At 61.3% G+C, this 23,200-nt stretch carries 13 protein-coding genes; 9 read left to right on the forward strand and 4 right to left on the reverse strand.

The window, feature by feature from the left end; genetic code table 11:
- Positions 1-292: 292 nt before the first annotated feature.
- From aceE to msrA, 4 genes are all read left to right on the forward strand, one after another.
- The gene (aceE, locus tag IB241_RS10250; RefSeq protein ID WP_192298296.1) at positions 293-2,938 is read left to right on the forward strand and encodes a pyruvate dehydrogenase (acetyl-transferring), homodimeric type; all 2,646 of its coding nucleotides are present in this window, start codon (positions 293-295) and stop codon (positions 2,936-2,938) included.
- Between the two features lie 11 nt (positions 2,939-2,949).
- Positions 2,950-4,590, forward strand: a complete 1,641-nt coding sequence (gene aceF, locus IB241_RS10255; protein ID WP_192298297.1) for a dihydrolipoyllysine-residue acetyltransferase — start codon at positions 2,950-2,952, stop codon at positions 4,588-4,590.
- Positions 4,591-4,907: 317 nt separating this feature from the next.
- Positions 4,908-7,601 carry a putative bifunctional diguanylate cyclase/phosphodiesterase gene (locus IB241_RS10260; RefSeq protein WP_192298298.1) on the forward strand — a complete coding sequence of 898 codons (2,694 nt, stop codon included), beginning with the start codon at positions 4,908-4,910 and terminating at the stop codon, positions 7,599-7,601.
- A 73-nt stretch (positions 7,602-7,674) separates the two neighbouring features.
- On the forward strand, positions 7,675-8,322 hold the full coding sequence (gene msrA / locus IB241_RS10265) for a peptide-methionine (S)-S-oxide reductase MsrA (RefSeq protein WP_192298299.1): 648 nt from the start codon (positions 7,675-7,677) through the stop codon (positions 8,320-8,322).
- A 155-nt stretch (positions 8,323-8,477) separates the two neighbouring features.
- Here the strand turns inward: msrA and IB241_RS10270 are convergent, their stop codons facing one another.
- The gene (locus IB241_RS10270) at positions 8,478-9,314 is read right to left on the reverse strand and encodes a 23S rRNA (adenine(2030)-N(6))-methyltransferase RlmJ (RefSeq protein ID WP_192298300.1); all 837 of its coding nucleotides are present in this window, start codon (positions 9,312-9,314) and stop codon (positions 8,478-8,480) included.
- A gap of 220 nt (positions 9,315-9,534) precedes the next feature.
- On the opposite strand from IB241_RS10270, the gene IB241_RS10275 reads away from it, so the two are divergent.
- Complete coding sequence (locus tag IB241_RS10275; protein WP_192298301.1) at positions 9,535-10,812, forward strand: O-acetylhomoserine aminocarboxypropyltransferase/cysteine synthase family protein; 1,278 nt, start codon at positions 9,535-9,537, stop codon at positions 10,810-10,812.
- Here the strand turns inward: IB241_RS10275 and IB241_RS10280 are convergent.
- Positions 10,798-11,481, reverse strand: coding sequence for a DUF4123 domain-containing protein (locus IB241_RS10280; RefSeq protein WP_192298302.1), 684 nt, complete (start codon positions 11,479-11,481; stop codon positions 10,798-10,800). The two genes, IB241_RS10275 and IB241_RS10280, sit on opposite strands and share 15 nt — an antisense overlap.
- Positions 11,482-11,497: 16 nt before the next feature.
- A complete protein-coding gene (locus IB241_RS10285) occupies positions 11,498-13,492 on the reverse strand; it encodes a type VI secretion system tip protein VgrG (RefSeq protein ID WP_192298303.1) in 1,995 nt (664 codons plus the stop codon).
- Positions 13,493-13,826: 334 nt separating this feature from the next.
- Between IB241_RS10285 and IB241_RS10290 the strand changes: the two genes are divergently transcribed.
- Both IB241_RS10290 and IB241_RS10295 read left to right on the forward strand, forming a co-directional pair.
- A complete protein-coding gene (locus IB241_RS10290) occupies positions 13,827-14,774 on the forward strand; it encodes a hypothetical protein (protein ID WP_192298304.1) in 948 nt (315 codons plus the stop codon).
- Entirely contained in the window at positions 14,764-15,153 is a 390-nt protein-coding gene (locus tag IB241_RS10295; protein ID WP_192298305.1) for a hypothetical protein, read from the forward strand. Before IB241_RS10290 ends, IB241_RS10295 begins: the two co-directional genes overlap by 11 nt.
- Positions 15,154-15,254: 101 nt before the next feature.
- On the opposite strand, the gene putP is transcribed toward IB241_RS10295, so the two are convergent.
- The gene (gene putP, locus IB241_RS10300) at positions 15,255-16,739 is read right to left on the reverse strand and encodes a sodium/proline symporter PutP (protein WP_192298306.1); all 1,485 of its coding nucleotides are present in this window, start codon (positions 16,737-16,739) and stop codon (positions 15,255-15,257) included.
- Between the two features lie 459 nt (positions 16,740-17,198).
- Between putP and putA the strand changes: the two genes are divergently transcribed.
- A complete protein-coding gene (gene putA, locus IB241_RS10305) occupies positions 17,199-21,152 on the forward strand; it encodes a trifunctional transcriptional regulator/proline dehydrogenase/L-glutamate gamma-semialdehyde dehydrogenase (RefSeq protein ID WP_192298307.1) in 3,954 nt (1,317 codons plus the stop codon).
- Between the two features lie 213 nt (positions 21,153-21,365).
- Complete coding sequence (locus IB241_RS10310) at positions 21,366-23,168, forward strand: acyl-CoA dehydrogenase (protein WP_192298308.1); 1,803 nt, start codon at positions 21,366-21,368, stop codon at positions 23,166-23,168.
- Positions 23,169-23,200 lie beyond the last annotated feature (32 nt).

The following is a 23,200-nucleotide window of genomic DNA, read 5'->3' on the forward strand; positions in this document are numbered from 1 at the left end:
CTGAAAATTCATATTTTTTGGCAGGCAACATTAAACTTCTACCTTTTCTTGTCTGCAAAAGATCAACATTAACGATTATGCTCACCAGCCAGACCGAGCAATCCGCTCTGTCTTGTGTAGTTTTACTACTCGTATATACATTCGAAAGGCTGAAATGGCCGACGATTTGTAGTAAAACTACAGGACGCCGAAGCAACCTTCGGCCATCCAAGAATTTATGTCGTCTGCCCACAAGGCCAGTCGCAAACTTCAGGCAACCGATTCTGGTAGCCTTTCCGCCCTGGAGCAAGCCATGCAAGACCTCGATCCCGTCGAAACCCAGGAATGGCTGGACGCCCTGGAATCGGTTCTCGACAAAGAAGGCGAAGACCGTGCTCACTACCTGATGACCCGTATGGGCGAACTCGCAACCCGCAGCGGTTCGCAATTGCCTTACGCCATCACCACGCCATACCGCAATACCATCCCCGTTACCCACGAAGCACGCATGCCTGGCGACCTGTTCATGGAACGCCGCATTCGCTCGCTGGTACGTTGGAACGCCATGGCGATGGTAATGCGCACGAATCTGAAAGATTCGGACCTGGGCGGTCACATCTCCAGCTTCGCTTCCAGCGCAACCCTGTATGACATCGGCTTCAACTACTTCTTCCAGGCCCCGACCGACGAACACGGCGGCGACCTGATCTACTTCCAGGGCCACACCTCGCCAGGCGTCTATGCCCGCGCGTTCATGGAAGGTCGCATCAGCGAAGAACAAATGAACAACTTCCGCCAGGAAGTGGACGGTCAGGGCCTGTCGTCCTACCCGCACCCTTGGCTGATGCCTGATTTCTGGCAGTTCCCGACCGTTTCCATGGGTCTGGGTCCGATCCAGGCGATCTACCAGGCACGTTTCATGAAGTACCTGGAAGCCCGTGGCTTCATCCCTGAAGGCAAGCAGAAAGTCTGGTGCTTCCTGGGCGATGGCGAGTGTGACGAGCCGGAATCCCTGGGCGCCATCTCCCTGGCCGGCCGCGAGAAGCTCGACAACCTGATCTTCGTCATCAACTGCAACCTGCAGCGCCTCGACGGCCCGGTTCGCGGCAACGGCAAGATCATCCAGGAACTCGAAGGCGTGTTCCGCGGTGCTCAGTGGAACGTGACCAAAGTCATCTGGGGCCGTTTCTGGGACCCACTGCTGGCCAAGGACGTCGACGGCATCCTGCAACGTCGCATGGACGAAGTCATCGACGGCGAGTACCAGAACTACAAAGCCAAAGACGGCGCGTTCGTACGTGAACACTTCTTCAACACGCCTGAACTGAAGGCGATGGTTGCAGACCTGTCCGACGACGAGATCTGGAAACTCAACCGTGGCGGCCACGACCCGTACAAGGTCTACGCGGCGTACCACGAAGCGGTGAACCACAAGGAACAACCGACCGTCATCCTGGCCAAGACCATCAAGGGTTATGGCACCGGCGCCGGCGAAGCGAAGAACACCGCGCACAACACCAAGAAAGTCGACGTCGACAGCCTGAAGTTGTTCCGTGACCGCTTCGACATCCCGGTCAAGGACGAAGAGCTGGAAAACCTGCCGTTCTTCAAGCCGGAAGAAGGCAGCGCCGAAGCCCGCTACCTGAGCGAGCGTCGCAGTGCACTGGGCGGTTTCGTGCCACAGCGCCGCGCCAACAGCTTTGCCGTACCGACCCCGGACCTGAGCACGCTCAAGGCCATCCTGGATGGCTCGGGCGACCGTGAAATCTCCACCACCATGGCCTTCGTGCGTATCCTGGCGCAGCTGGTCAAGGACAAGGACATCGGCCCGCGCATCGTCCCGATCATCCCGGACGAAGCCCGTACCTTCGGTATGGAAGGCATGTTCCGTCAGTTGGGCATCTACTCCTCCGTCGGCCAGCTCTACGAGCCAGTCGATAAAGACCAGGTGATGTTCTACAAGGAAGACAAGAAGGGCCAGATCCTCGAAGAAGGCATCAACGAAGCGGGCGCCATGAGCTCCTTCATCGCTGCCGGTACTTCGTACTCCAGCCACAACCAGCCAATGCTGCCGTTCTACATCTTCTACTCGATGTTCGGTTTCCAGCGTATTGGCGACCTGGCTTGGGCAGCCGGCGACAGCCGTACCCGTGGCTTCCTGATCGGCGGTACTGCCGGCCGGACCACGCTGAACGGCGAAGGCCTGCAACACGAAGACGGTCACAGCCACATCCTGGCTGCCACCATCCCGAACTGCCGCACCTTTGATCCAACCTACGGCTACGAGCTGGCGGTGATCATCCAGGACGGCATGAAGAAGATGACCGAAGAGCAGCAGGACGTTTTCTACTACATCACCGTGATGAACGAGTCCTACCAGCAGCCAGCCATGCCGGCCGGTGTCGAGGAAGGCATCATCAAGGGCATGTACCTGCTCGAAGAAGACACCAAGGAAGCAGCGCACCACGTACAGCTGATGGGCTCCGGCACCATCCTGCGCGAAGTGCGTGAAGCGGCGAAGATCCTGCGTGAAGAGTTCAATGTCGGCGCTGACGTGTGGAGCGTTACCAGCTTCAACGAACTGCGTCGCGATGGCCTGGCCGTAGAGCGCAGCAACCGCCTCAAACCTGGTCAGAAACCTGCGAAGAGCTACGTCGAAGAGTGCCTGGCCGGCCGCAAGGGTCCAGTCATTGCCTCTACCGACTACATGAAGCTGTTCGCTGAACAAATTCGCCAGTGGGTCCCGTCCAAGGAATTCAAAGTCCTGGGCACCGACGGTTTCGGCCGCAGTGACAGCCGCAAGAAGCTGCGTCACTTCTTCGAAGTCGACCGTCACTTCGTGGTGTTGGCAGCCCTGGAAGCCTTGGCTGACCGCGGTGAGATCGAACCCAAGGTGGTAGCAGACGCTATCGTCAAGTTCGGTATCAACCCGGACAAACGCAACCCACTGGACTGCTGAGGAGACTTTTTGTGAGCGAACTCATTCGCGTACCTGACATCGGCAGCGGTGAAGGTGAAGTAATCGAGCTGTTTGTGAAGGTCGGCGACACCGTCGAAGCCGACCAGAGCATCCTGACCCTGGAATCGGACAAGGCGAGCATGGAAATCCCTGCTCCCAAGGCCGGCGTGGTCAAGAGCCTGAAAGTGAAGCTGGGCGACCGCCTGAAAGAAGGCGACGAACTGCTGGAACTGGAAATCGAAGGTGCCGCTGATGCGACCCCTGCTCCAGCGGCTGCTCCGGCTGCCGCTGCTGCACCGGCGCCTGCCGAGAAGCCAGCCGAGGCCCCTGCGGCCCCGGCTGCTGCTCCGGCCGCCGCTTCGGTCCAGGACATCCACGTGCCGGACATCGGTTCGTCGGGCAAGGCCAAGATCATCGAGCTGCTGGTCAAGGTCGGCGATACCGTCGAAGCCGACCAGTCGCTGATCACCCTGGAGTCCGACAAGGCCTCCATGGAAATCCCCTCGCCGGCTGCCGGTGTGGTGGAAAGCATCGCGGTCAAGCTGGAAGACGAAGTCGGCACTGGCGACTTCATCCTCAAGCTCAAAGTACAAGGTGCTGCGCCTGCTGCTGCCCCTGCCCCGGCTGCTCCAGCGGCCAAGGCTGAAGCGGCTCCGGCTGCTGCCGCGCCTGCACCTGCTGCAAAAGCCGAGGCCGCTCCGGCCCCTGTGGCTGCCGCACCTGCACCAAGCGGTGCCAAGGTTCACGCCGGCCCTGCCGTGCGTCAGCTGGCCCGTGAGTTCGGCGTCGAGCTGAACGCCGTCGCGGCTACCGGCCCTCACGGCCGTGTGCTGAAGGAAGACGTACAGGCTTACGTCAAGGCCATGATGCAGAAAGCCAAGGAAGCTCCGGCTGCCGGCGGCGCTACTGGCGGTTCGGGCATTCCGCCGATCCGCACCGTGGACTTCAGCCGCTTCGGCGAAATCGAAGAAGTGCCGATGACCCGCCTGATGCAAATCGGCGCGGCCGGCCTGCACGCCAGCTACCTGAACATCCCGCACGTGACCCAGTTCGACCAGGCCGACATCACCGACCTGGAAGCTTTCCGCGTTGCGCAGAAAGCCGTGGCTGAAAAAGCCGGCGTGAAACTGACCGTGCTGCCACTGCTGCTCAAGGCCTGCGCGCACCTGCTCAAGGAGTTGCCGGACTTCAACGCCTCGCTGGCACCAAGCGGCAAGGCGATCATCCGCAAGAAGTACGTGCACATCGGCTTTGCCGTCGACACCCCGGATGGCCTGCTGGTACCGGTCATCAAGAACGTCGACCAGAAGAGCCTGCTGCAACTGGCTGCCGAAGCGGCTGCGCTGGCCGCCAAGGCCCGCGACAAGAAGCTCACTCCGGACGACATGCAGGGCGCGTGCTTCACCATCTCCAGCCTCGGTCACATTGGCGGCACTGGCTTCACGCCAATCGTCAACGCGCCGGAAGTGGCGATCCTGGGTGTGTCCAAGGCCACTATCCAGCCTGTGTGGGACGGCAAAGCGTTCCAGCCGAAGCTGATGCTGCCGCTGTCGTTGTCCTACGATCACCGTGTGATCAACGGCGCCGCTGCTGCACGCTTCACGCAGCGCCTGGGGCAACTGCTCGGCGACATCCGCACCATCCTGCTGTAAATCTCCACAGGCCTCCCTTTCACCGGGGAGGCCTGGTTGCATCGATTTCCGAGCGCCACGCTCGTACCTCAACCCCGCCACTTGGCGGGGCTTTTTTTGCCCGCTTTTCAGGTGAAAGTTGGACAGACAAAACAGGTTTGTACACCTTCCGTCAGTACCATTTCAGAAATCCCCCGCGCGGCCGATAACACCCATATAGCACTTAGCCTTCATCCTCTCTTGTCAGTGCGTGCTGCATGATGCAACCTTGCTTGCAGGCGACAGAAAAGAGGGCGTGAGCCCGGCGCCGTGCGCATTTTCCCAAGCGAGTTTCCCCCATGAAAAGCCAACCCGATGTCGCCCGTATGGCGGCCGAGGTAGTGACGCAGTTACCGGTGCCTTCGCGCCTCGGTATGCTGCGTTTCGAGCGGCTGAATGAGGCAAGCTGGGCCCTGCTGTACCTCGATCCCAATTGCGAACGCCAGTTCGGCCTGCCGGCCGTTGAGCTGTGCGCCCTGCTCGGCACCCCCTACGCCAGCCTGATGGAGCCGCAAGCGCGCTATCATTTGCATGACGCGATCCAGCAACAACTCAGCCACAGCCCCCACTACCTGGTGCGCTACACCCTGCACACCAGCGACGGCCCACTGAGCCTGCTGGAGATGGGTGAAGCCTACAAACAACACAATCGCCACCTGCTGCGCGGCTACCTGATGGTGGTCGATGGCCTGTTCAACGAAATCCCGACGACCGTCCCGACGGCCGACCTGGAAAGCCAGAACAGCCGCCTGCAAATCGCCCTGGAGCTCAACCAGCGCGCGCAACAGGAACAGTTGCAACATCTGGAGCGCGTACGCGCCCAGCAGGAGCTGATCCTGCTGCTGGCCCGCCAGCGCTACACCGCCAACAATTCGTTGCAGGAAGCCGCCGAGCTGATCACCCGCAGCGCCTGCGAGATCTATCAAGTCGACAGTGCGCGCATCTGGCACCTCGAAGACCAGCGCCTGGTGCCGATTGCCGCCTACCTGCGTGCCGAGCAGCAGCACTATCTGCCCGAGCCCATCGATGCCAGCGGTTTTCCGGATTATCTGGAAGCCCTGCACAGCAGCCGCGCCATCGACGCCACCAACGCCCTGCGCGACCCGCGCACCCGCGAGCTGGCCGAAGAACTGCGCACCAAGGACATCCAGGCCCTGCTCGACGCCAGCATTCGTGTGGATGGCCAGGTGGTCGGCGTGCTCTGCCTGGAGCAAGGTCGCAACACGCGTATCTGGCAGGCCGACGAAATCGCCTTTGCCGGTGAGCTGGCGGACCAGTTCGCCCAGGTCATCAACAACCACAACCGGCGCACCGCCACCAGCGCCCTGCACCTGTTCCAGCGTGCGGTCGAGCAAAGCGCCAACGCCTTTCTGCTGGTCAATTGCGACGGCGTGGTCGAATACGTCAACCCGAGCTTTACCGCGATTACCCAGTACAGCGCCGAAGAAGTCCATGGTCACCGCCTGGCACAACTGCCGGCGCTGGAGAACCTCAGCGAGTTGCTGTTCGACGCCCCCTCCAGCCTGGCCAAGAGCAACAGCTGGCAGGGCGAATTCAAGAGCCGGCGTAAAAACCTCGAACCCTACTGGGGTCAGTTGTCGATTTCCAAGGTGTACGGCGACAACCGCGAGCTGACGCACTACATCGGCATCTACGAAGACATCACCCAGAGCAAGCTGGCCCAGCAGCGCATCGAGCGCCTGGCCTACACCGACAATCTGACAAACCTGGGCAACCGCCCGGCGTTTATCCGCAATCTCGACGAACGATTTGCCCGCGACAGCGACAGCCCGATCAGCCTGCTGCTGGTGGACATCGACAACTTCAAGCGGATCAACGACAGCCTCGGCCACCAGACCGGCGACAAACTGTTGATCAGCCTGGCCCGGCGCTTGCGCAACAGCCTCAGCGCCAGCGGCAGCCTGGCGCGGTTTGCCAGTAATGAATTCGCGGTACTGCTCGACGACACCGACCTGGAAACCGGCCAACAAGTCGCCGGCCAGCTGTTGGCGACCCTCGACAAACCGATGTTCGTCGACAACCAACTGATCAGCGTCACCGGCTCCGTGGGCCTGGCCTGCGCACCGCTGCATGGTCGCGACCCGCAGACCCTGATGCGCAACGCCGGCCTGGCCCTGCACAAGGCCAAGGCCAATGGCAAACATCAGGTGCAGGTATTCACCGAAGCGCTGAACGCCGAAGCCAGCTACAAGCTGTTCGTGGAAAACAACCTGCGCCGCGCCCTGACCCAGAACGAGCTGGACGTGTTCTACCAGCCCAAGCTGTGCCTGCGCAGCGGGCGTTTGCTGGGCATGGAAGCGCTGCTGCGCTGGAACCACCCGGAAAAGGGCATGATCCGCCCCGACCAGTTCATCAGCGTGGCCGAAGAGACCGGCTTGATCATCCCTATCGGCAAATGGATCGCGCGCCAGGCCTGCCGCATGAGCAAGCAACTGAGCGCCGCTGGCATGGGCAACTTGCAGGTCGCCATTAACCTGTCGCCCAAACAGTTCTCCGACCCGGACCTGGTGGCCTCGATTGCCACCATCCTCAAAGAAGAACAGTTGCCGGCCAACCTGCTGGAGCTGGAGCTGACCGAAGGCCTGCTGCTGGAAGCCACCGAGGACACGCGCCTGCAACTGGACCAGTTGAAAAGCTTCGGCCTGACCCTGGCCATGGACGATTTCGGCACCGGTTACTCGTCGCTGAGCTACTTGAAAAAATTCCCGATCGACATCATCAAGATCGATCGCAGCTTCATCCACGAAATCCCGGACAACCAGGACGACATGGAAATCACCTCGGCGGTGATCGCCATGGCCCACAACCTCAAGCTCAAGGTCGTGGCCGAAGGCATCGAGACCGCCGAACAGCTGGCGTTCCTGCGCCGGCATCGCTGTGACGTCGGCCAGGGCTACCTGTTCGACCGGCCAATCCCCGGCGCAGAGCTGTTTGCTATGCTCAAGCGCTACCCACGCGGACCTGTCGCCTGACAGCGTGGTAACACTCGGGCACACTGGCTGTCTGACTCTTTACCGCTAACCCAACCTGACGAGAGGACTGATCATGGTCTTGCGCTCGGAAATTCTGGTGAATAAAAACGTGCTTCCTACTGCAGAACAAGCTTTGCCTGGCCGCGAAACCCCGATGGCGCTGCCCGAAACCCACTTCGTCAACGGCAACCCGTTGCTCGGCCCTTTCCTGGATGACGTCGGTTTCGCGATCTTCGGCCTGGGATGCTTCTGGGGCGCCGAGCGTAAATTCTGGCAGCGCGACGGCGTAGTCAGCACGGTGGTCGGCTACGCCGGCGGCTTCACGCCGAACCCGACCTACGAAGAAGTCTGCTCGGGCCTGACCGGCCACAGCGAAGTGGTGCTGGTGGTGTACGACCAGGCCAAGGTGAAATACGAAGACTTGCTGAAGATGTTCTGGGAACTGCACAACCCGACCCAGGGCATGCGCCAGGGCAATGACATTGGCAGCCAATACCGCTCGGTGATCTATGCGACCACGCCGGAGCAATTGGCGGCGGCGCAAGCCAGCGCGCAGGCTTATCAGCAAGAGCTGAACAAGGCCGGGCTGGGTGAGATCACCACCGAGATCGACCAGGCACCCACGGTGTACTTCGCCGAGGCGTATCACCAGCAGTACCTGGCGAAGAATCCGCAGGGCTACTGCGGGATTGGCGGCACAGGCGTGACCTGCCCGATCTAAGAGAGCGCCGCTAATCAAAATGTGGGAGCGGGCTTGCTCGCGAAAGCGTTGGATCAGTCAACTGATTCTGTGACTGACACTCCGTATTCGCGAGCAAGCCCGCTCCCACAAAAGCCCGCTCCCACATTTGGTTCTGTGTCTGGCCTTAGAGCTGATTACTCAGCGATCAACCAATCCATCTGCCACCCGCCCTGGGTCTGCCCAAGCTGCTTGGACAACCACGGCAGCAGCTCACGCAATTCCTCCTCCAAACCCCACGGCGGGTTGGCGATCGCCAGGCCCGAGCCGGTCAGGGTGTTCGGCGTATCCAGCGGATGCACCAACAACTCCACGCGCAGCAACTTCGGCGCACCAGTGCCGGCCAGGTCCTGGTAGAAGCGGCGCAACATGCGCTGGTCTTTCACCGGATACCAAATCGCAGCGACGGTCTGGCGCATGCGGCTCACGGCTTCCTTGAGGGAAGCGGCGCAGCGCTGCATCTCGTCGAGTTTCTCGAACGGTGGGTCGATCAGCATCAGTGCGCGTTTTTCCGGCACCGGCAACAGGGCACGCGGCACGTGCCAGCCTTCGCCCAGGTGCACTTTGACGCGGCGATCACCCTTCATATTGTCCTTGAGCAGCAGGCCGTCTTCCGGGTGCTTCTCGTTGAGCAACACACGATCCTGCGGCCGCGTGAGGCGGCGCGCCAGCTCCGGCGAGCCCGGGTAGTAGCGCAACTGGCCATCCGGATTCATCTCGTGCAGCACGCGCATGTAATCGGCGGTCAGTGGCGGCAGGTCGCTTTGGCCCCACAGGCGCGCGATGCCTTCCAGGTATTCACCCGTGCGGTTGGCCTGGTCGCCCTGCAGGTCGTACAGACCGATACCAGCGTGGGTGTCGAGGTAGGCGAACGGCTGCTCCTTGCGCGACATCAGGGCGATGAGGCGGGTCAAGGTCAGGTGTTTGAAGACATCGGCGTGGTTGCCGGCGTGAAAGGCGTGACGATAATTCATGGTTGCTCCTGCGCAGGGGGCGAAGTTTACCTTTTACGCGGGCTCAGGTGCAGTGCGGTGCTTATGCTTAAAGCGCAGGAACCTCGCTGAAAATGATCTAGCCCGTTATGTGGAAGCGGGCTTGCCCGCGATGCAGGCGACGCGGTATTACCTGCACACCGCGGTGATGCTATCGCAGGCAAACCAGCTCCCACACTGTCCAAGGAGGTCAATAACAATCATGAAAGACGCCACTATCGCACTGCACCACGGCTTCAAGTCGGACCCCACCACCAAGGCCGTCGCGGTGCCGATCTACCAGAACGTCGCCTTCGAATTCGATAACGCCCAGCACGGCGCCGACCTGTTCAACCTGGACGTGCCCGGCAATATCTACACGCGCATCATGAACCCGACCAACGACGTGCTGGAGCAACGTATCGCAGCCTTGGAAGGCGGTATTGCGGCCCTGGCCGTGTCGGCTGGCAGCGCGGCGATCCACTATGCGATCCAGACCCTGACCCGCGCCGGCGACAACATCGTCACCACGCCGCAGCTCTACGGCGGCACCTACACCCTGTTTGCGCACCTGTTGCCAAGCTTTGGCGTGGACGTACGCTTCGCCCGTGACGACTCCGCGCAAGCCATCGCCGAGCTGATCGACGACAACACCAAGCTGGTGTACTGCGAAAGCATCGGCAACCCGGCGGGCAATATCGTCGACCTGCAAGCCCTGGCGGACGTCGCCCACGCCCGAGGCGTGCCGCTGATGGTGGATAACACCGTGGCCACGCCGATCCTGTGCAAGCCCATCAGCTTCGGCGCCGACATCGTGGTGCACTCGGTGACCAAGTACATCGGCGGCCATGGCAACTCCCTAGGCGGCGTGATCGTCGACAGCGGCACCTTCCCCTGGAGCGATTACCCGGAGAAATTCCCCGGCCTCAACAACCCCGAGCCGGCCTATCACGGCGTGGTCTACACCGAAAAATTCGGCCCCGCCGCCTTTATCGCCCGCGCCCGCACCGTGCCGCTGCGCAATACCGGCGCGGCGCTGGCCCCGATGAACGCGTTCCTGCTGCTGCAAGGCCTGGAAACCCTGGCCCTGCGCATGGAGCGCCACACCGAGAACGCATTGAAAGTTGCGCAGTTCCTGCAAGGCCATGCCGAGGTGGAGTGGGTCAGCTACGCGGGCCTGCCGGATCACCCGCACCACGCGCTGGCGCAGAAATACCTGCAAGGCAAACCGTCGGCGATCCTGTCGTTTGGCTTGAAGGGCGGCTACGCGGCCGGGGTGCGCTTCTACGACGCGCTGCAAATCTTCAAGCGCCTGGTGAATATCGGCGATGCCAAATCCCTGGCCTGCCACCCGGCCTCCACCACCCACCGGCAGATGAACGAGCAAGAACAGGCCAAGGCCGGGGTCAAGCCGGAGATGATTCGCCTGTCGGTGGGCATCGAGGCGATTGAAGACCTGATCGAGGATTTGCAGCAGGCGTTGGGCTCAACCCAGCTCTGAGGCGAGGTAACCGGCCAACCCCGCATGGCTGATCTGCCGCCCGCGCGCGAAGTAGGCGACCTTGTGCCGTAAGGTCGTCGGCGTGAAGGCGGTATGGAGGTCCGGGCGTTGCTCTTCGAGCCCTTGCAACAGGTTGTCGATAAGGGTTCGGCGCGATCGCCCGGCCAGCTGTTCGAGCAGCGACGCCGGCACGTGCCACCACGGGCCGGGGTTGGCAACCGCCACCGGGCCGATCGCCACGCTCAGCGACTGACCGTTGATCAGGTAGCGTTGGAACACGGGCAATAGCTCCGCGCCGCACTGCTGAATGATCGGCCACCACTGCACCCCGTCCCAGAACCGCAAGAACACCTCCTGGCCATCCGGCAGGAAGACCTTGGTCAGGCTTTGCAGGTGCGCGACCACACTTTCCAGCGGGCTGGACGAAACCGCCAGCCAACCCCAGTCGGTGGACTCGGTGGCGGCGACCCAGTCGAGGAACGGACTGCCCGGTTCGACGATGGCGACGTAGGGCATCACCTCGCTCCATGTCCCATAGGGCGTGCCGGCCCAAACGGGTTGCAGAGGCGTTCCGGCGGCCAGCGCTCGCCAGGCGTCCACTGGCTTGGCGTCGCTGGCGGCGCCCAGTATGGCGAAGAGCTGTTCACCCGCACGCAAGGATTGATGCATCGATGTAGGCTCCTTTTCAGGCAACGGCGCACTGACCATTCTTGCAACGCTCACATTCTTCGCAGAACGGCGCACTGCGCTTGAGGCTGGCGACTTGTACGCGGCTCAACGGTGCAGGAACCACCGTCTGCAACGCCTCCTTCAGCCCAGGCCGCAACGGCGCCGACACCACAGTGGGTGCACCACCGGGCTGGATCGGCACGCTGCTGAAAATCCCGCCGGCCGACAAGGTGATCGATTGCCCCCCGGCCTGGATCGTCACGCTCGCGCCCGCGTCGATCACCACGCTTTGCCCGGCGCCAATCTGAATGGTGCCTGCGGCCCGCGTCTGCTGCGAACCACCGACCAGCAGATGATCATCCCTCTTGAGTTCGGTCAGGCGATTGCCGTGGGTGATGCGCTGCTCCTCGCCTTGCAGTTCGTGGTGCGACTCGCCGCCCACCGTGATCCGCCGCCGGTTGTCGACCTGCACCTGCTGGTCATGCAGCACATGCTGGGTCCAATCGCGCTGGGCACGCAGGTAGATTTCCTCGGCGCCCTTGCGGTCCTCGATGCGCAGCTCGTTGTAACCGCCACCCCCGGGGCTGCTGTGGCTGCGCAAGATGCTGCGGGTCTTGTCCGCCGGCAGGTCGAGGGGCAGCGGCGTCGCCGCGTTGGGCAGGCAACCCATCACCAACGGCATGTCCACGTCGCCATTGACGAAGCCCACCAACACTTCCATGCCCACTCGCGGGATCAGCACCGCGCCATAGCGGTCATGGGCCCAACCGCTGGCCACCCGCAGCCAGCAACTGGAATGGTCGTTGTGTTCGCCATTGCGATCCCAGGCCAGTTGCACCTTGACCCTTCCGTATTCGTCACAATGGATTTCGCTGTCGGCGGGGCCCGTGACCACTGCGTTCTGATACCCCGAAATACTCGGGCGCCCAGGCAACGGTGGACGAAAGATCACATCCCACGGTGCCGCCACAAATTCATTGCGATACCCCTGGCGAAACTCCCCGCCCGGCACCTCGGTGACCGCCTCTTCCAGAACCTGGGGTTGCTTGCCTTCGTGGACAATATGGGTCACCAGCCACAAATCATTCCACTCCTCGCGCGGGTGCCCGGCCAGCTTGAGAAACCCGCCGCTGACCAACGCCGGTTCATCGCCACTGCCCCGGGCGATTCGATAGTCGCTGCGATAGCGCTCCAGGCCACGCTGCGCCAGGTACTTGCCATGGGCGCGGTCGCTGAAGTGCGCGGGGTAGTCCTGCGCCTCAAGATGGGGAAGCTGCTCGCCGGCCACCGTGCTTTCCAGCGTCAGACGCGGCTTGCGCCAGTCGTAATCACGCAGATTCAGCGCTGTAGTACGCGTCTCCAATTGCACCGCAAAACGCTTGATCGCCGGGGCGTGCGCAACCATCCCGGAACCGGGGGAGTAAGGGCTGGGCCGGTCAGGCTGGGCAAACACCGTCTGGTCATCGCCAAACACCAGCAGGTGCCGCTCGACGCAATGTTGGAAGTGATAGTGCATGCCAGCCTCGGCACATAGCCGCTGGACGAACGCCAGGTCGGTCTCGCCAAACTGCACGCAATACTCACGCTCGGGATACGTACCACTGAGGCGGAACTCAAAACGATCGCCCTGAATGCCCTGCGCGGTCAGCACCTGCGCAACCATCTGCGGCACCGTCTTGTGTTGGAAGATGCGCTGGTGACTGCTGTGGGCCAGGTAGGCCAACTGTGGAACCAGACTGAGTTGATAGCGCGTCAGCCGGCGCCCCGAGTCACCTTGAGCCACGCGATAGACCACGCCGTGAATGCCATGACCCTGCGCGTCGAAACCCAGGTACATCTGACGATGCAGCAGGCCTTCGAGATCCAGATCAGGCTGTTCGCTGACCAATTCAAGATCAAAACAATAGGGTTGGCTGAGGGCTTCGGTGCCCGTGAAGCTCAAGACCTTTAAGTCACTGGCAAGCCCATCCAGGGTCAGGGTGAAGGCACTTTGATTGGCAGGAGCGAACATCCGGTGTTTCTCTGCGAAGGGGTGGGCCGGGGATAGTGCCTCAGCCACTTGCCGTACTGATCACAGCGCCAAAAAATCAGTAATTCCTTACGTCACGGGTTTGCTTTTCGCCCGTTCACGTTTGCCTGGGTTTTCAGCGCAAAAAAGCAGGCATCTGACGGAAGCTTTTCGTCACCGCGTAGCCCGTTTCCCAAACTGAAAAAACCACCCCCCAATTCCCCCTGCATAACCACGACGTTTTCCGGGCAACTGATTAAATTTCGCTGCCATGTTCACTCCAAAGGAATGCGTTCATGGCAGGACATCTCGACCCCCAATCGCTGAGGGACTTGTAATGCCTCAGCCCTATGCCTTTATCAATGAGCGGCCACTGACGTCTGTGGAACTCAAGGCGAGCTTGTGCATGAGCCGACACGCCGAAGCCAAGTTTGACGCGCTGAATACGCATATCCGCAATGTGGTGGTGCTGCCGGGACAACTGGTGATCATCGGTGACCACACCACCTCAGCCTGCACCGCAGAGGAGTCATGCCTGGTGCGCGCCGCCTGGGATGTCCGCCATAGCGTGACGGCCCATGGCGGGGCTGCCTTTGCGCTGCAGAATTATGATTTGCTGCAAAAACTACTCGGATACGCTTCGCTGGGGATAGGTACCGCAGGGGATGCCTGGAGCCGGCATTTGCAGGAAATCGTGAAAACTCTCGATGAAATCGAGGCCCTGCATAAACAGTCGCTGCGCCGAGGCGGTGGGGCTGCGCGAGATGATTTTTTGGCTCGGCGCAAAGTGCTGTTTGCCAAACTCGAAGCGCAAATGCGCAGCTTTGCGCGTTACGGCACGGGCCTGCGCAATGAAGGATCGATCAAGAAAATGCTGGGGATATCGACCAGGAGCTATTTGCACACCGGGGAGATCAATCGATACGCAGAAACGATTGCCAAAATTTCGAAGACGGCGAAGCTGCTTAAACACGGCACGCCGTTGGGGATAGCGTTGAGTACGACGTCTACGGCGCTGGAGATCAAGGAGGCGTGTTCTACCGGCAGAGGGGAACAATGCCGAAAAGCGAAGTATGTGGAAGCGGGTAAATTAACCTTTGGTGTAGCGGGAGGAATCATTGGAGGCCAGATGGGAATGGGCTTGTGTATAGCGGTAATGGCTCCGACAACCGGGCCGGGCGCCCTGAGCTGTCTTTTGATCGCTGGCGGCGCCATGGGCGCGGCGTTCGGCAGTTGGGGCAGCGAAATTGGCGCGGTCACTGGAGAGGTACTGTATGAGTATTGAGTACATACTCAACCTCCCTGCCAAAGACCAAATAGCATTGGGCTCGGCAGCCTCAATGCTTCTGGCGGTCGCGCTCGACATCTTCCTGGCCTATCGCAAATTGGAGTCGATGGAGCAACGCTTGGACCAATGCAGCCTGCTGGATAATTACAAGCACCTGTGGGGCAACAGCCTACGAGGAAGATTGACCAGACTGTGCGCGGTCTATGTAGCAATTGCACTGCCGAAGTGGAACACAAGACGAGGTGTCATCAACGTAAAACAAGTCGCAGAGTTTCCCCGCTGCCTGAAATTCGCCCTTCACGGAACAGCTCTTATCGGTCTGGTCGGCGCAGTGGGTGCGATGTTTTTTCATTTCAGCGATCAACCATGTCTGTAATCCAGCACGTTTTCACCTCCAGACCGACAAAAAAACGGCCCGTCATCCAAAGGACGCGGGCCGCTCTTTTCAACTCGACAGGCGCTTAACGCCCAGCGCAATTACTTGTTGAGGTTGTAGTCCTTCTCCGCCGCATCAAAGCGCTCGACCATACCTGCAGTCGGTGCGCCCAGCTTGCTCACGAAGTAGATCGCCAGGCTGGCGAAGATGAAGCCCGGGATGATTTCGTACAGGCCCAGCAGCTCGAAGTGTTTCCACACGATCACGGTGATCGCGCCGACCAGGATGCCAGCCAAGGCACCGTTGCGGGTCATGCCTTTCCAGATTACCGAGATCAGCACCACAGGGCCGAACGCCGCGCCGAAACCGGCCCAGGCGTAGCTCACCAGGCCCAGCACACGGTTGTTCGGGTTGGCGGCCATGGCGATGGCGATCAGGGCAACCAGCAGCACCATCAGGCGGCCAACCCATACCAGCTCACGCTGGGAAGCGTTTTTGCGCAGGAAAGTCTTGTAGAAGTCTTCGGTCAGGGCGCTGGAGCACACCAGCAACTGGCAGCTCAGGGTGCTCATCACGGCAGCCAGGATGGCCGACAGCAGCACGCCAGCAATCCACGGGTTGAACAGCAGCTTGGCCAGTTCGATGAACACACGCTCGTGGTTCTCGGTCACAGGGCCGGCCACTTCCGGGTGCGCCGAGAAGTAAGCGATGCCGAAGAAGCCTACGGCCACGGTGCCGCCCAGGCACAGGATCATCCAGGTCATGGAGATGCGGCGCGCCTTGGCAATCGACTTCACCGAATCCGCCGCCATGAAACGCGCGAGGATGTGCGGCTGGCCGAAGTAACCCAGGCCCCAGCCCATCAGCGAGATGATGCCGATGAAGGTGGTGTTCTTCAGCATGTTGAAGTTGTCAGGGTTCTTGGCTTCGATGGCCAGGAAGGTGGTGTCGACGCCGCCGGTGGCCAGCAGCACGATGATCGGCGTAAGGATCAGCGCGAAGATCATCAGGGTGGCTTGTACGGTATCTGTCCAGCTCACTGCCAGAAAACCACCGACGAAGGTGTAGGCAATGGTCGCAGCAGCACCGGCCCACAGCGCGGTCTCGTAGGACATGCCGAAGGTGCTTTCGAACAGACGGGCGCCAGCCACGATGCCCGAAGCGCAGTAGATGGTGAAGAACACCAGGATCACCACGGCGGAGATGATCCGCAGCAGGCCGCTCTTATCTTCGAAACGGCTGGAGAAGTAGTCCGGCAGGGTCAGGGCGTCGCCGTTGTGTTCGGTCTGTACCCGCAGGCGACCGGCCACGAACAGCCAGTTGAGGTAGGCACCGACGATCAGGCCGATGGCGATCCAGCTTTCCGACAGGCCGGACATGTAAATCGCGCCGGGCAGGCCCATCAACAACCAGCCACTCATATCGGACGCACCAGCCGACAAGGCCGTGACCACGCTACCGAGGCTGCGACCGCCGAGGATGTAATCGGAAAGGTTATTGGTGGAGCGATAGGCCATGAAGCCGATCAGCACCATTGCTGCGATGTAGATCACGAACGTGATCAGGGTTGGATTGCTAACGCTCATATGAGTGACGCCCTGGCTTTGTTTTTATGTAGCGACGGTCTGTCAGACGGCCACCCACTGAAAGTAGGTAGACGTAACTGCGTGCCGCGCATTTATGACTGACGTTTCCCCAGGAAAGCCGTCAGCCGATGAACCAAACCTTGCGGTGGTTGCACCTAGGGCGCGAATCCTATTCAACAAACTAAATAAGGTGCAACCAGTTTCTCGAGAATAAGTTGCACCTTGATGTTAATTCCAGAAAACACCCCGTTTTTGCTCCTTTTCGGAGCAAGTACAGCCGATCTAAGAAGCAAATGCACCACCGTGAAGCGGATTCTGTTGAGGGCCGATTTTTTTCATGCCCTCCTTCAAAAATTTCATGCATAAAAAGGGTTGCACCCGGTTGCACCTCTTCATGGGCGAAGCTAATCTTGCCGCCAGCTGATGCCACTCGGTAGTGGCACCCATGAGGATAAGAAAATGGCTACGACCACCCTTGGGGTCAAACTCGACGACCCGACCCGCGAACGCCTGAAGGCGGCCGCGACCTCCATTGATCGCACGCCGCACTGGCTGATCAAGCAGGCGATTTTCAATTACCTGGAGAAACTGGAGGGTGGTGCAACCCTGACCGAACTCAATGGCTTGAGCAGCAAGGACGGCGACGACGCTGGCGAGGTCCAGACCGACCACGCGCACCAGTGCTTCCTCGAATTTGCCGAGAGCATCCTGCCGCAATCCGTGCTGCGCGCCTCGATCACAGCCGCCTACCGCCGCCCTGAGCCGGAAGTGGTGCCGATGCTGATCGAACAGGCTCGTCTGCCAGCACCAATGGCCGAAGCCACCAACAAGCTGGCTGCGTCGATCGCTGAAAAACTGCGTAACCAGAAGAGTGCCGGCGGCCGTGCCGGTATTGTTCAGGGCCTGCTGCAAGAGTTTTCCCTGTCGTCCCAGGAAGGCGTGGCACTGATGTGCCTGGCCGAAGCGCTGCTGCGCATCCCGGACAAGGGCACCCGCGACGCGCTGATCCGCGACAAAATCAGCACCGGCAACTGGCAGCCGCACCTGGGCAACAGCCCGTCGCTGTTCGTCAACGCCGCCACCTGGGGCCTGCTGCTGACCGGCAAACTGGTCGCCACCCACAACGAAGCGGGCTTGACCTCGTCCCTGAGCCGCATCATCGGCAAGAGCGGCGAGCCGATGATCCGCAAGGGCGTCGACATGGCCATGCGCCTGATGGGCGAGCAGTTCGTCACGGGTGAAACCATCGCCGAAGCCCTGGCCAACGCGAGCAAGTTCGAAGCCAAGGGCTTCCGCTATTCCTACGACATGCTCGGTGAAGCCGCACTCACCGAACACGATGCGCAGAAGTACCTGGCCTCGTACGAACAAGCCATTCACTCCATCGGCAAAGCCTCCCACGGCCGCGGGATCTATGAAGGCCCGGGCATCTCCATCAAGCTGTCGGCACTGCACCCGCGTTACAGCCGTGCGCAGTACGAGCGTGTGATGGACGAGCTGTACCCACGCCTGCTGTCCCTGACCTTGCTGGCCAAGCAATACGACATCGGCTTGAACATCGACGCCGAAGAAGCCGACCGCCTGGAGCTGTCGCTGGACCTGCTGGAACGCCTGTGCTTCGAGCCGCAACTGACCGGCTGGAACGGCATCGGCTTCGTGATCCAGGCTTACCAGAAGCGCTGCCCGTATGTGATCGACTACGTGATCGACCTGGCGCGCCGCAGCCGTCATCGCCTGATGATCCGCCTGGTAAAAGGCGCGTACTGGGACAGCGAGATCAAGCGCGCCCAGGTCGAAGGCCTGGAAGGCTACCCGGTGTACACCCGCAAGGTTTACACCGACGTGTCCTACATCGCCTGCGCACGCAAACTGCTGTCGGTGCCGGAAGTCATCTACCCGCAGTTCGCCACGCACAACGCCCACACCCTGTCGGCCATCTACCATATTGCCGGCCAGAACTATTACCCGGGCCAGTACGAGTTCCAATGCCTGCACGGCATGGGTGAACCTCTGTACGAGCAGGTTGTAGGCAAGGTTTCCGATGGCAAGCTGAACCGTCCGTGCCGCGTGTACGCTCCGGTCGGCACCCACGAAACACTGTTGGCTTACCTGGTACGTCGCCTGCTGGAAAACGGCGCCAACACCTCGTTCGTCAACCGCATCGCCGACCAGTCCATCTCGATTCAGGAGCTGGTGGCCGATCCGGTGGCCAGCATCGAGCAAATGGCCACGCTGGAAGGCGGCTTCGGCCTGCCACACCCGCGCATTCCATTGCCCCGCGACCTGTACGGCAGCGACCGCGCCAACTCGGCCGGTATCGACCTGGCCAACGAGCATCGCCTGGCATCGCTGTCCTGCGCCCTGCTGGCCACTGCCCACAACAACTGGAAGGCCGCGCCGATGCTCGGCTGCGCCGCCAGTGAGCAGCCGGCGGCACCAGTGCTGAACCCGTCCGACCTGCGCGACGTGGTCGGCCACGTACAAGAAGCTACGGTCGAAGACGTCGACAACGCCATCCAGTGCGCCATCGGCGCCGGTCCGATCTGGCAGGCCACCCCGCCCGCCGAGCGTGCCGCGATCCTGGAACGCGCCGCCGACCTGATGGAAAGCGAGATCCAACCGCTGATGGGCCTGCTGGCCCGCGAAGCCGGCAAGACCTTCGCCAACGCCATCGCCGAAGTGCGCGAAGCCGTGGACTTCCTGCGTTACTACGCGGTGCAGGCACGTAACGACTTCACCAATGACGCCCACCGTCCACTGGGTCCGGTGGTGTGCATCAGCCCGTGGAACTTCCCGCTGGCGATCTTCAGCGGCCAGGTCGCCGCTGCACTGGCCGCCGGCAACCCGGTACTGGCCAAGCCTGCCGAGCAAACCCCGCTGGTCGCCGCGCAAGCCGTGCGCATCCTGCTGGAAGCCGGTATCCCGCAAGGCGTGCTGCAACTGCTGCCGGGCCAGGGCGAAACCGTGGGTGCCCGCCTGGTGGGTGATGATCGTGTCAAAGGCGTGATGTTCACTGGTTCCACCGAGGTTGCGCGCCTGCTGCAGCGCAATGTCGCCGGTCGCCTGGATGCCCAGGGCCGTCCGATCCCGCTGATCGCCGAAACCGGCGGCCAGAACGCAATGATCGTCGACTCCTCGGCACTCACCGAACAAGTGGTCATCGACGTCGTGTCCTCGGCCTTCGACAGTGCCGGTCAACGCTGCTCGGCCCTGCGCGTACTGTGCTTGCAGGAAGATTCGGCAGACCGCGTCATCGAAATGCTCAAGGGCGCCATGGCCGAATGCCGTCTGGGCAACCCGGAGCGCCTGTCGGTAGACATCGGCCCGGTGATCGACGCCGAAGCCAAGGCGGGTATCGAGAAACACATCCAGGCCATGCGCGACAAGGGCCGCAATGTGTACCAGGTGGCAATCGCCGACGGTGAAGAGATCAAGCGCGGCACCTTCGTGATGCCAACCCTGATCGAACTGGAAAGCTTCGACGAACTGCAACGCGAAATCTTCGGCCCGGTACTGCACGTGGTGCGCTACAAGCGCAAAGAGATCGATCAGCTCATCGGCCAGATCAACGCGTCGGGCTACGGCCTGACCCTGGGCGTGCACACCCGTATCGACGAGACCATCGCCAAGGTGATCGACAACGTCCACGCCGGTAACGTCTACGTAAACCGCAACATCGTGGGTGCCGTGGTTGGCGTACAACCGTTCGGTGGCGAAGGCTTGTCGGGTACTGGCCCGAAAGCCGGTGGTCCGCTGTACCTGTATCGCCTGCTGTCGACTCGTCCTACGGATGCCATCGAGCAGTCCTTCGTACGTGGCGATGCCCTGGCCGCTCCAGATGTACGTCTGCGGGATGCCATGAGCCAGCCGCTGACCGCCCTGAAAACCTGGGCCGACGGCAACAAGCTCAGCGAGCTGAGCGCTCTGTGCAGCCAGTTCGCCGCGCAATCGCAAAGCGGTATCACCCGCCAACTGGCCGGCCCGACCGGCGAGCGCAACAGCTACGCCATCCTGCCCCGCGAGCACGTATTGTGCCTGGCGGAAGTAGAAGGCGACCTGCTGACGCAACTGGCGGCAGTGCTGGCGGTAGGCGGTTCGGCGGTATGGCCGGAAACTGACTTGACCAAGGCGTTGCTCCCACGCCTGCCGAAAGAAATTCAGGCGAAGATCAAGCGCGTGGCTGACTGGACCAAGGACGAAGTGGTATTCGACGCCGTTGTGCACCACGGCGACTCCGACCAACTGCGTGCGGTGTGCCAGCAAGTGGCGCAGCGCAGTGGCGCAATTGTCGGGGTGCATGGTTTGTCCCAAGGCGAGACGGCGATTGCGCTGGAACGCCTGGTGATCGAGCGGGCACTGAGCGTTAACACCGCGGCAGCGGGCGGTAACGCGAGCCTGATGACCATCGGCTAAACCTGCGGGAGCGGGCTTGCTCGCGAAAGCGGTGGGTCAGTCAACTAATTCAGTGACTGGCACTCCGTCTTCGCGGGCAAGCCCGCTCCCACATTTGGACTGCGTATCTCTCACCCGTCCGTGTTCTGCCCCTCCATCACCCAAATCAATCTTGCTATCCAGCCTCTATTTGCGCACTTAGACTCGGCCCTATTCCCACATAGGTGATCCGCCATGTCCGAGACGCTGCTCAGTTCCCGCAATCTGGCTTTCGAGCTGTACGAAGTCCTTGATGCCGAGAGCCTGACCAGGCGCGAGCGGTTTGCCGAGCACAATCGGGAAACGTTCGATGCGGCGATCAGCACCGCTCGAAACATCGCCGAAAAGTACTTCGCCCCCCATAACCGCAAGAACGACGAAAACGAGCCGCGCTACGAAAATGGCGCAGCCATCCTGATTCCCGAGGTCAAACCGGCCGTCGATGCATTCCTGGAAGCCGGCTTCCTCAACGCCGCGCGCAGCTTCGAAGCCGGTGGCATGCAGTTGCCCACCCTGCTCTCCCAGGCATGCTTTGCGCATTTCCAATCGGCCAACGCCGCATCCACGTCCTACCCGTTCCTGACCATGGGCGCCGCCAACCTGATCGAAAGCTTCGGCACCCAAGAGCAGAAACAGCGCTTCCTGCAGCCGATGATCGATGGCCGCTTCTTCGGCACCATGGCCCTGACCGAACCCCACGCGGGCTCGTCACTGTCGGATATTCGTACCCGCGCAGAACCTGCGGCCGACGGCACTTATCGTCTGAAGGGCAACAAGATCTTTATCTCCGGCGGCGATCACCCGCTGTCGGAAAACATCGTACATATGGTGCTGGCCAAGCTGCCGGACGCGCCCGCCGGGGTGAAGGGCATTTCGCTGTTCATCGTGCCCAAGTTCCTGGTCAACGACGATGGCAGCCTTGGCGAACGCAACGACGTGCTACTGGCCGGGCTGTTTCACAAGATGGGCTGGCGTGGCACCACGTCCACGGCGCTTAACTTCGGCGATAACGGCAACTGTGTCGGCTATCTGGTGGGCAAACCGCACCAGGGCTTGAGCTGCATGTTCCAGATGATGAACGAAGCGCGTATCGGCGTGGGCATGGGCGCGGTGATGCTCGGTTACGCCGGCTACCTGTATTCCCTGGAATACGCCCGTGAACGCCCGCAAGGTCGCCTGCCGGACAGCAAGGACCCGACAACGGCGCCGGTCTCGATCATTCAGCACGCGGATATAAAACGCATGCTGCTGACGCAAAAAGCCTACGTCGAAGGCGCCTTCGACCTTGGCTTGTACGCCGCACGCCTGTTCGACGACACCACCACCCTGGAGACTGAAACCGAGCGTAAACAGGCCCACGAACTGTTGGACCTGCTCACCCCCATCGTCAAATCCTGGCCCTCGGAGTTCTGCCTCAAGGCCAACGAACTGGCGATCCAGATCCTCGGCGGCCACGGCTACACCCGCGAATACCCGGTGGAGCAGTACTACCGCGACAACCGCCTGAACCCGATCCATGAAGGCACCCACGGCATCCAGTCCCTCGACTTGTTGGGGCGCAAGCTGGCGCAGAACGGCGGCGCGGGTTTGAAACAGTTGATCCGACTGATCGCCGAAACCGGCACCCGGGCGCAGGAATATCCATCACTCAATGCCCTGAGAGAACCCCTGGAGCAACTGGTCAACCGCTTGCAAAGCGTCACCATTGGCCTGCTCACGGATCTCGCCCAGGGCAAGGTCAACAGCAGCCTGGCGAATTCGGCGCTGTACTTGAAGGTGTTTGGGCATACGGTGATTGGCTGGCGCTGGCTGGAACAGGCGATTCGCGCCGAAGAAGGACTGGCCAAGGGCAATGCCGCCGACACGGCCTTCTATAAAGGCAAGCTCCAGGCCGCCCGCTACTTCCTGACCTGGGAAGTACCGGGCTGCCATCATGAATTGGCGATTCTGGAGGAGCGCGATGATACATGCCTGGGGATGCAGGATGAGTGGTTCTGATCAAACCACCCACAGCCCGTCAGCCTGATGAA

This window comes from Pseudomonas sp. PDM05 (genome assembly GCF_014851685.1).
Lineage (GTDB): Bacteria > Pseudomonadota > Gammaproteobacteria > Pseudomonadales > Pseudomonadaceae > Aquipseudomonas.

Coding starts and splice junctions, on each gene's coding strand:
- IB241_RS10295 (WP_192298305.1), top strand. CDS start 14,764: ATGAGTATTGAGTACATACTCAACCTCCCTGCCAAAGACCAAATAGCA.
- putP (WP_192298306.1), bottom strand. CDS start 16,739: ATGAGCGTTAGCAATCCAACCCTGATCACGTTCGTGATCTACATCGCA.
- IB241_RS10260 (WP_192298298.1), top strand. CDS start 4,908: ATGAAAAGCCAACCCGATGTCGCCCGTATGGCGGCCGAGGTAGTGACG.
- IB241_RS10275 (WP_192298301.1), top strand. CDS start 9,535: ATGAAAGACGCCACTATCGCACTGCACCACGGCTTCAAGTCGGACCCC.
- putA (WP_192298307.1), top strand. CDS start 17,199: ATGGCTACGACCACCCTTGGGGTCAAACTCGACGACCCGACCCGCGAA.
- IB241_RS10310 (WP_192298308.1), top strand. CDS start 21,366: ATGTCCGAGACGCTGCTCAGTTCCCGCAATCTGGCTTTCGAGCTGTAC.
- aceE (WP_192298296.1), top strand. CDS start 293: ATGCAAGACCTCGATCCCGTCGAAACCCAGGAATGGCTGGACGCCCTG.
- IB241_RS10285 (WP_192298303.1), bottom strand. CDS start 13,492: ATGTTCGCTCCTGCCAATCAAAGTGCCTTCACCCTGACCCTGGATGGG.
- IB241_RS10280 (WP_192298302.1), bottom strand. CDS start 11,481: ATGCATCAATCCTTGCGTGCGGGTGAACAGCTCTTCGCCATACTGGGC.
- IB241_RS10290 (WP_192298304.1), top strand. CDS start 13,827: ATGCCTCAGCCCTATGCCTTTATCAATGAGCGGCCACTGACGTCTGTG.
- IB241_RS10270 (WP_192298300.1), bottom strand. CDS start 9,314: ATGAATTATCGTCACGCCTTTCACGCCGGCAACCACGCCGATGTCTTC.
- msrA (WP_192298299.1), top strand. CDS start 7,675: ATGGTCTTGCGCTCGGAAATTCTGGTGAATAAAAACGTGCTTCCTACT.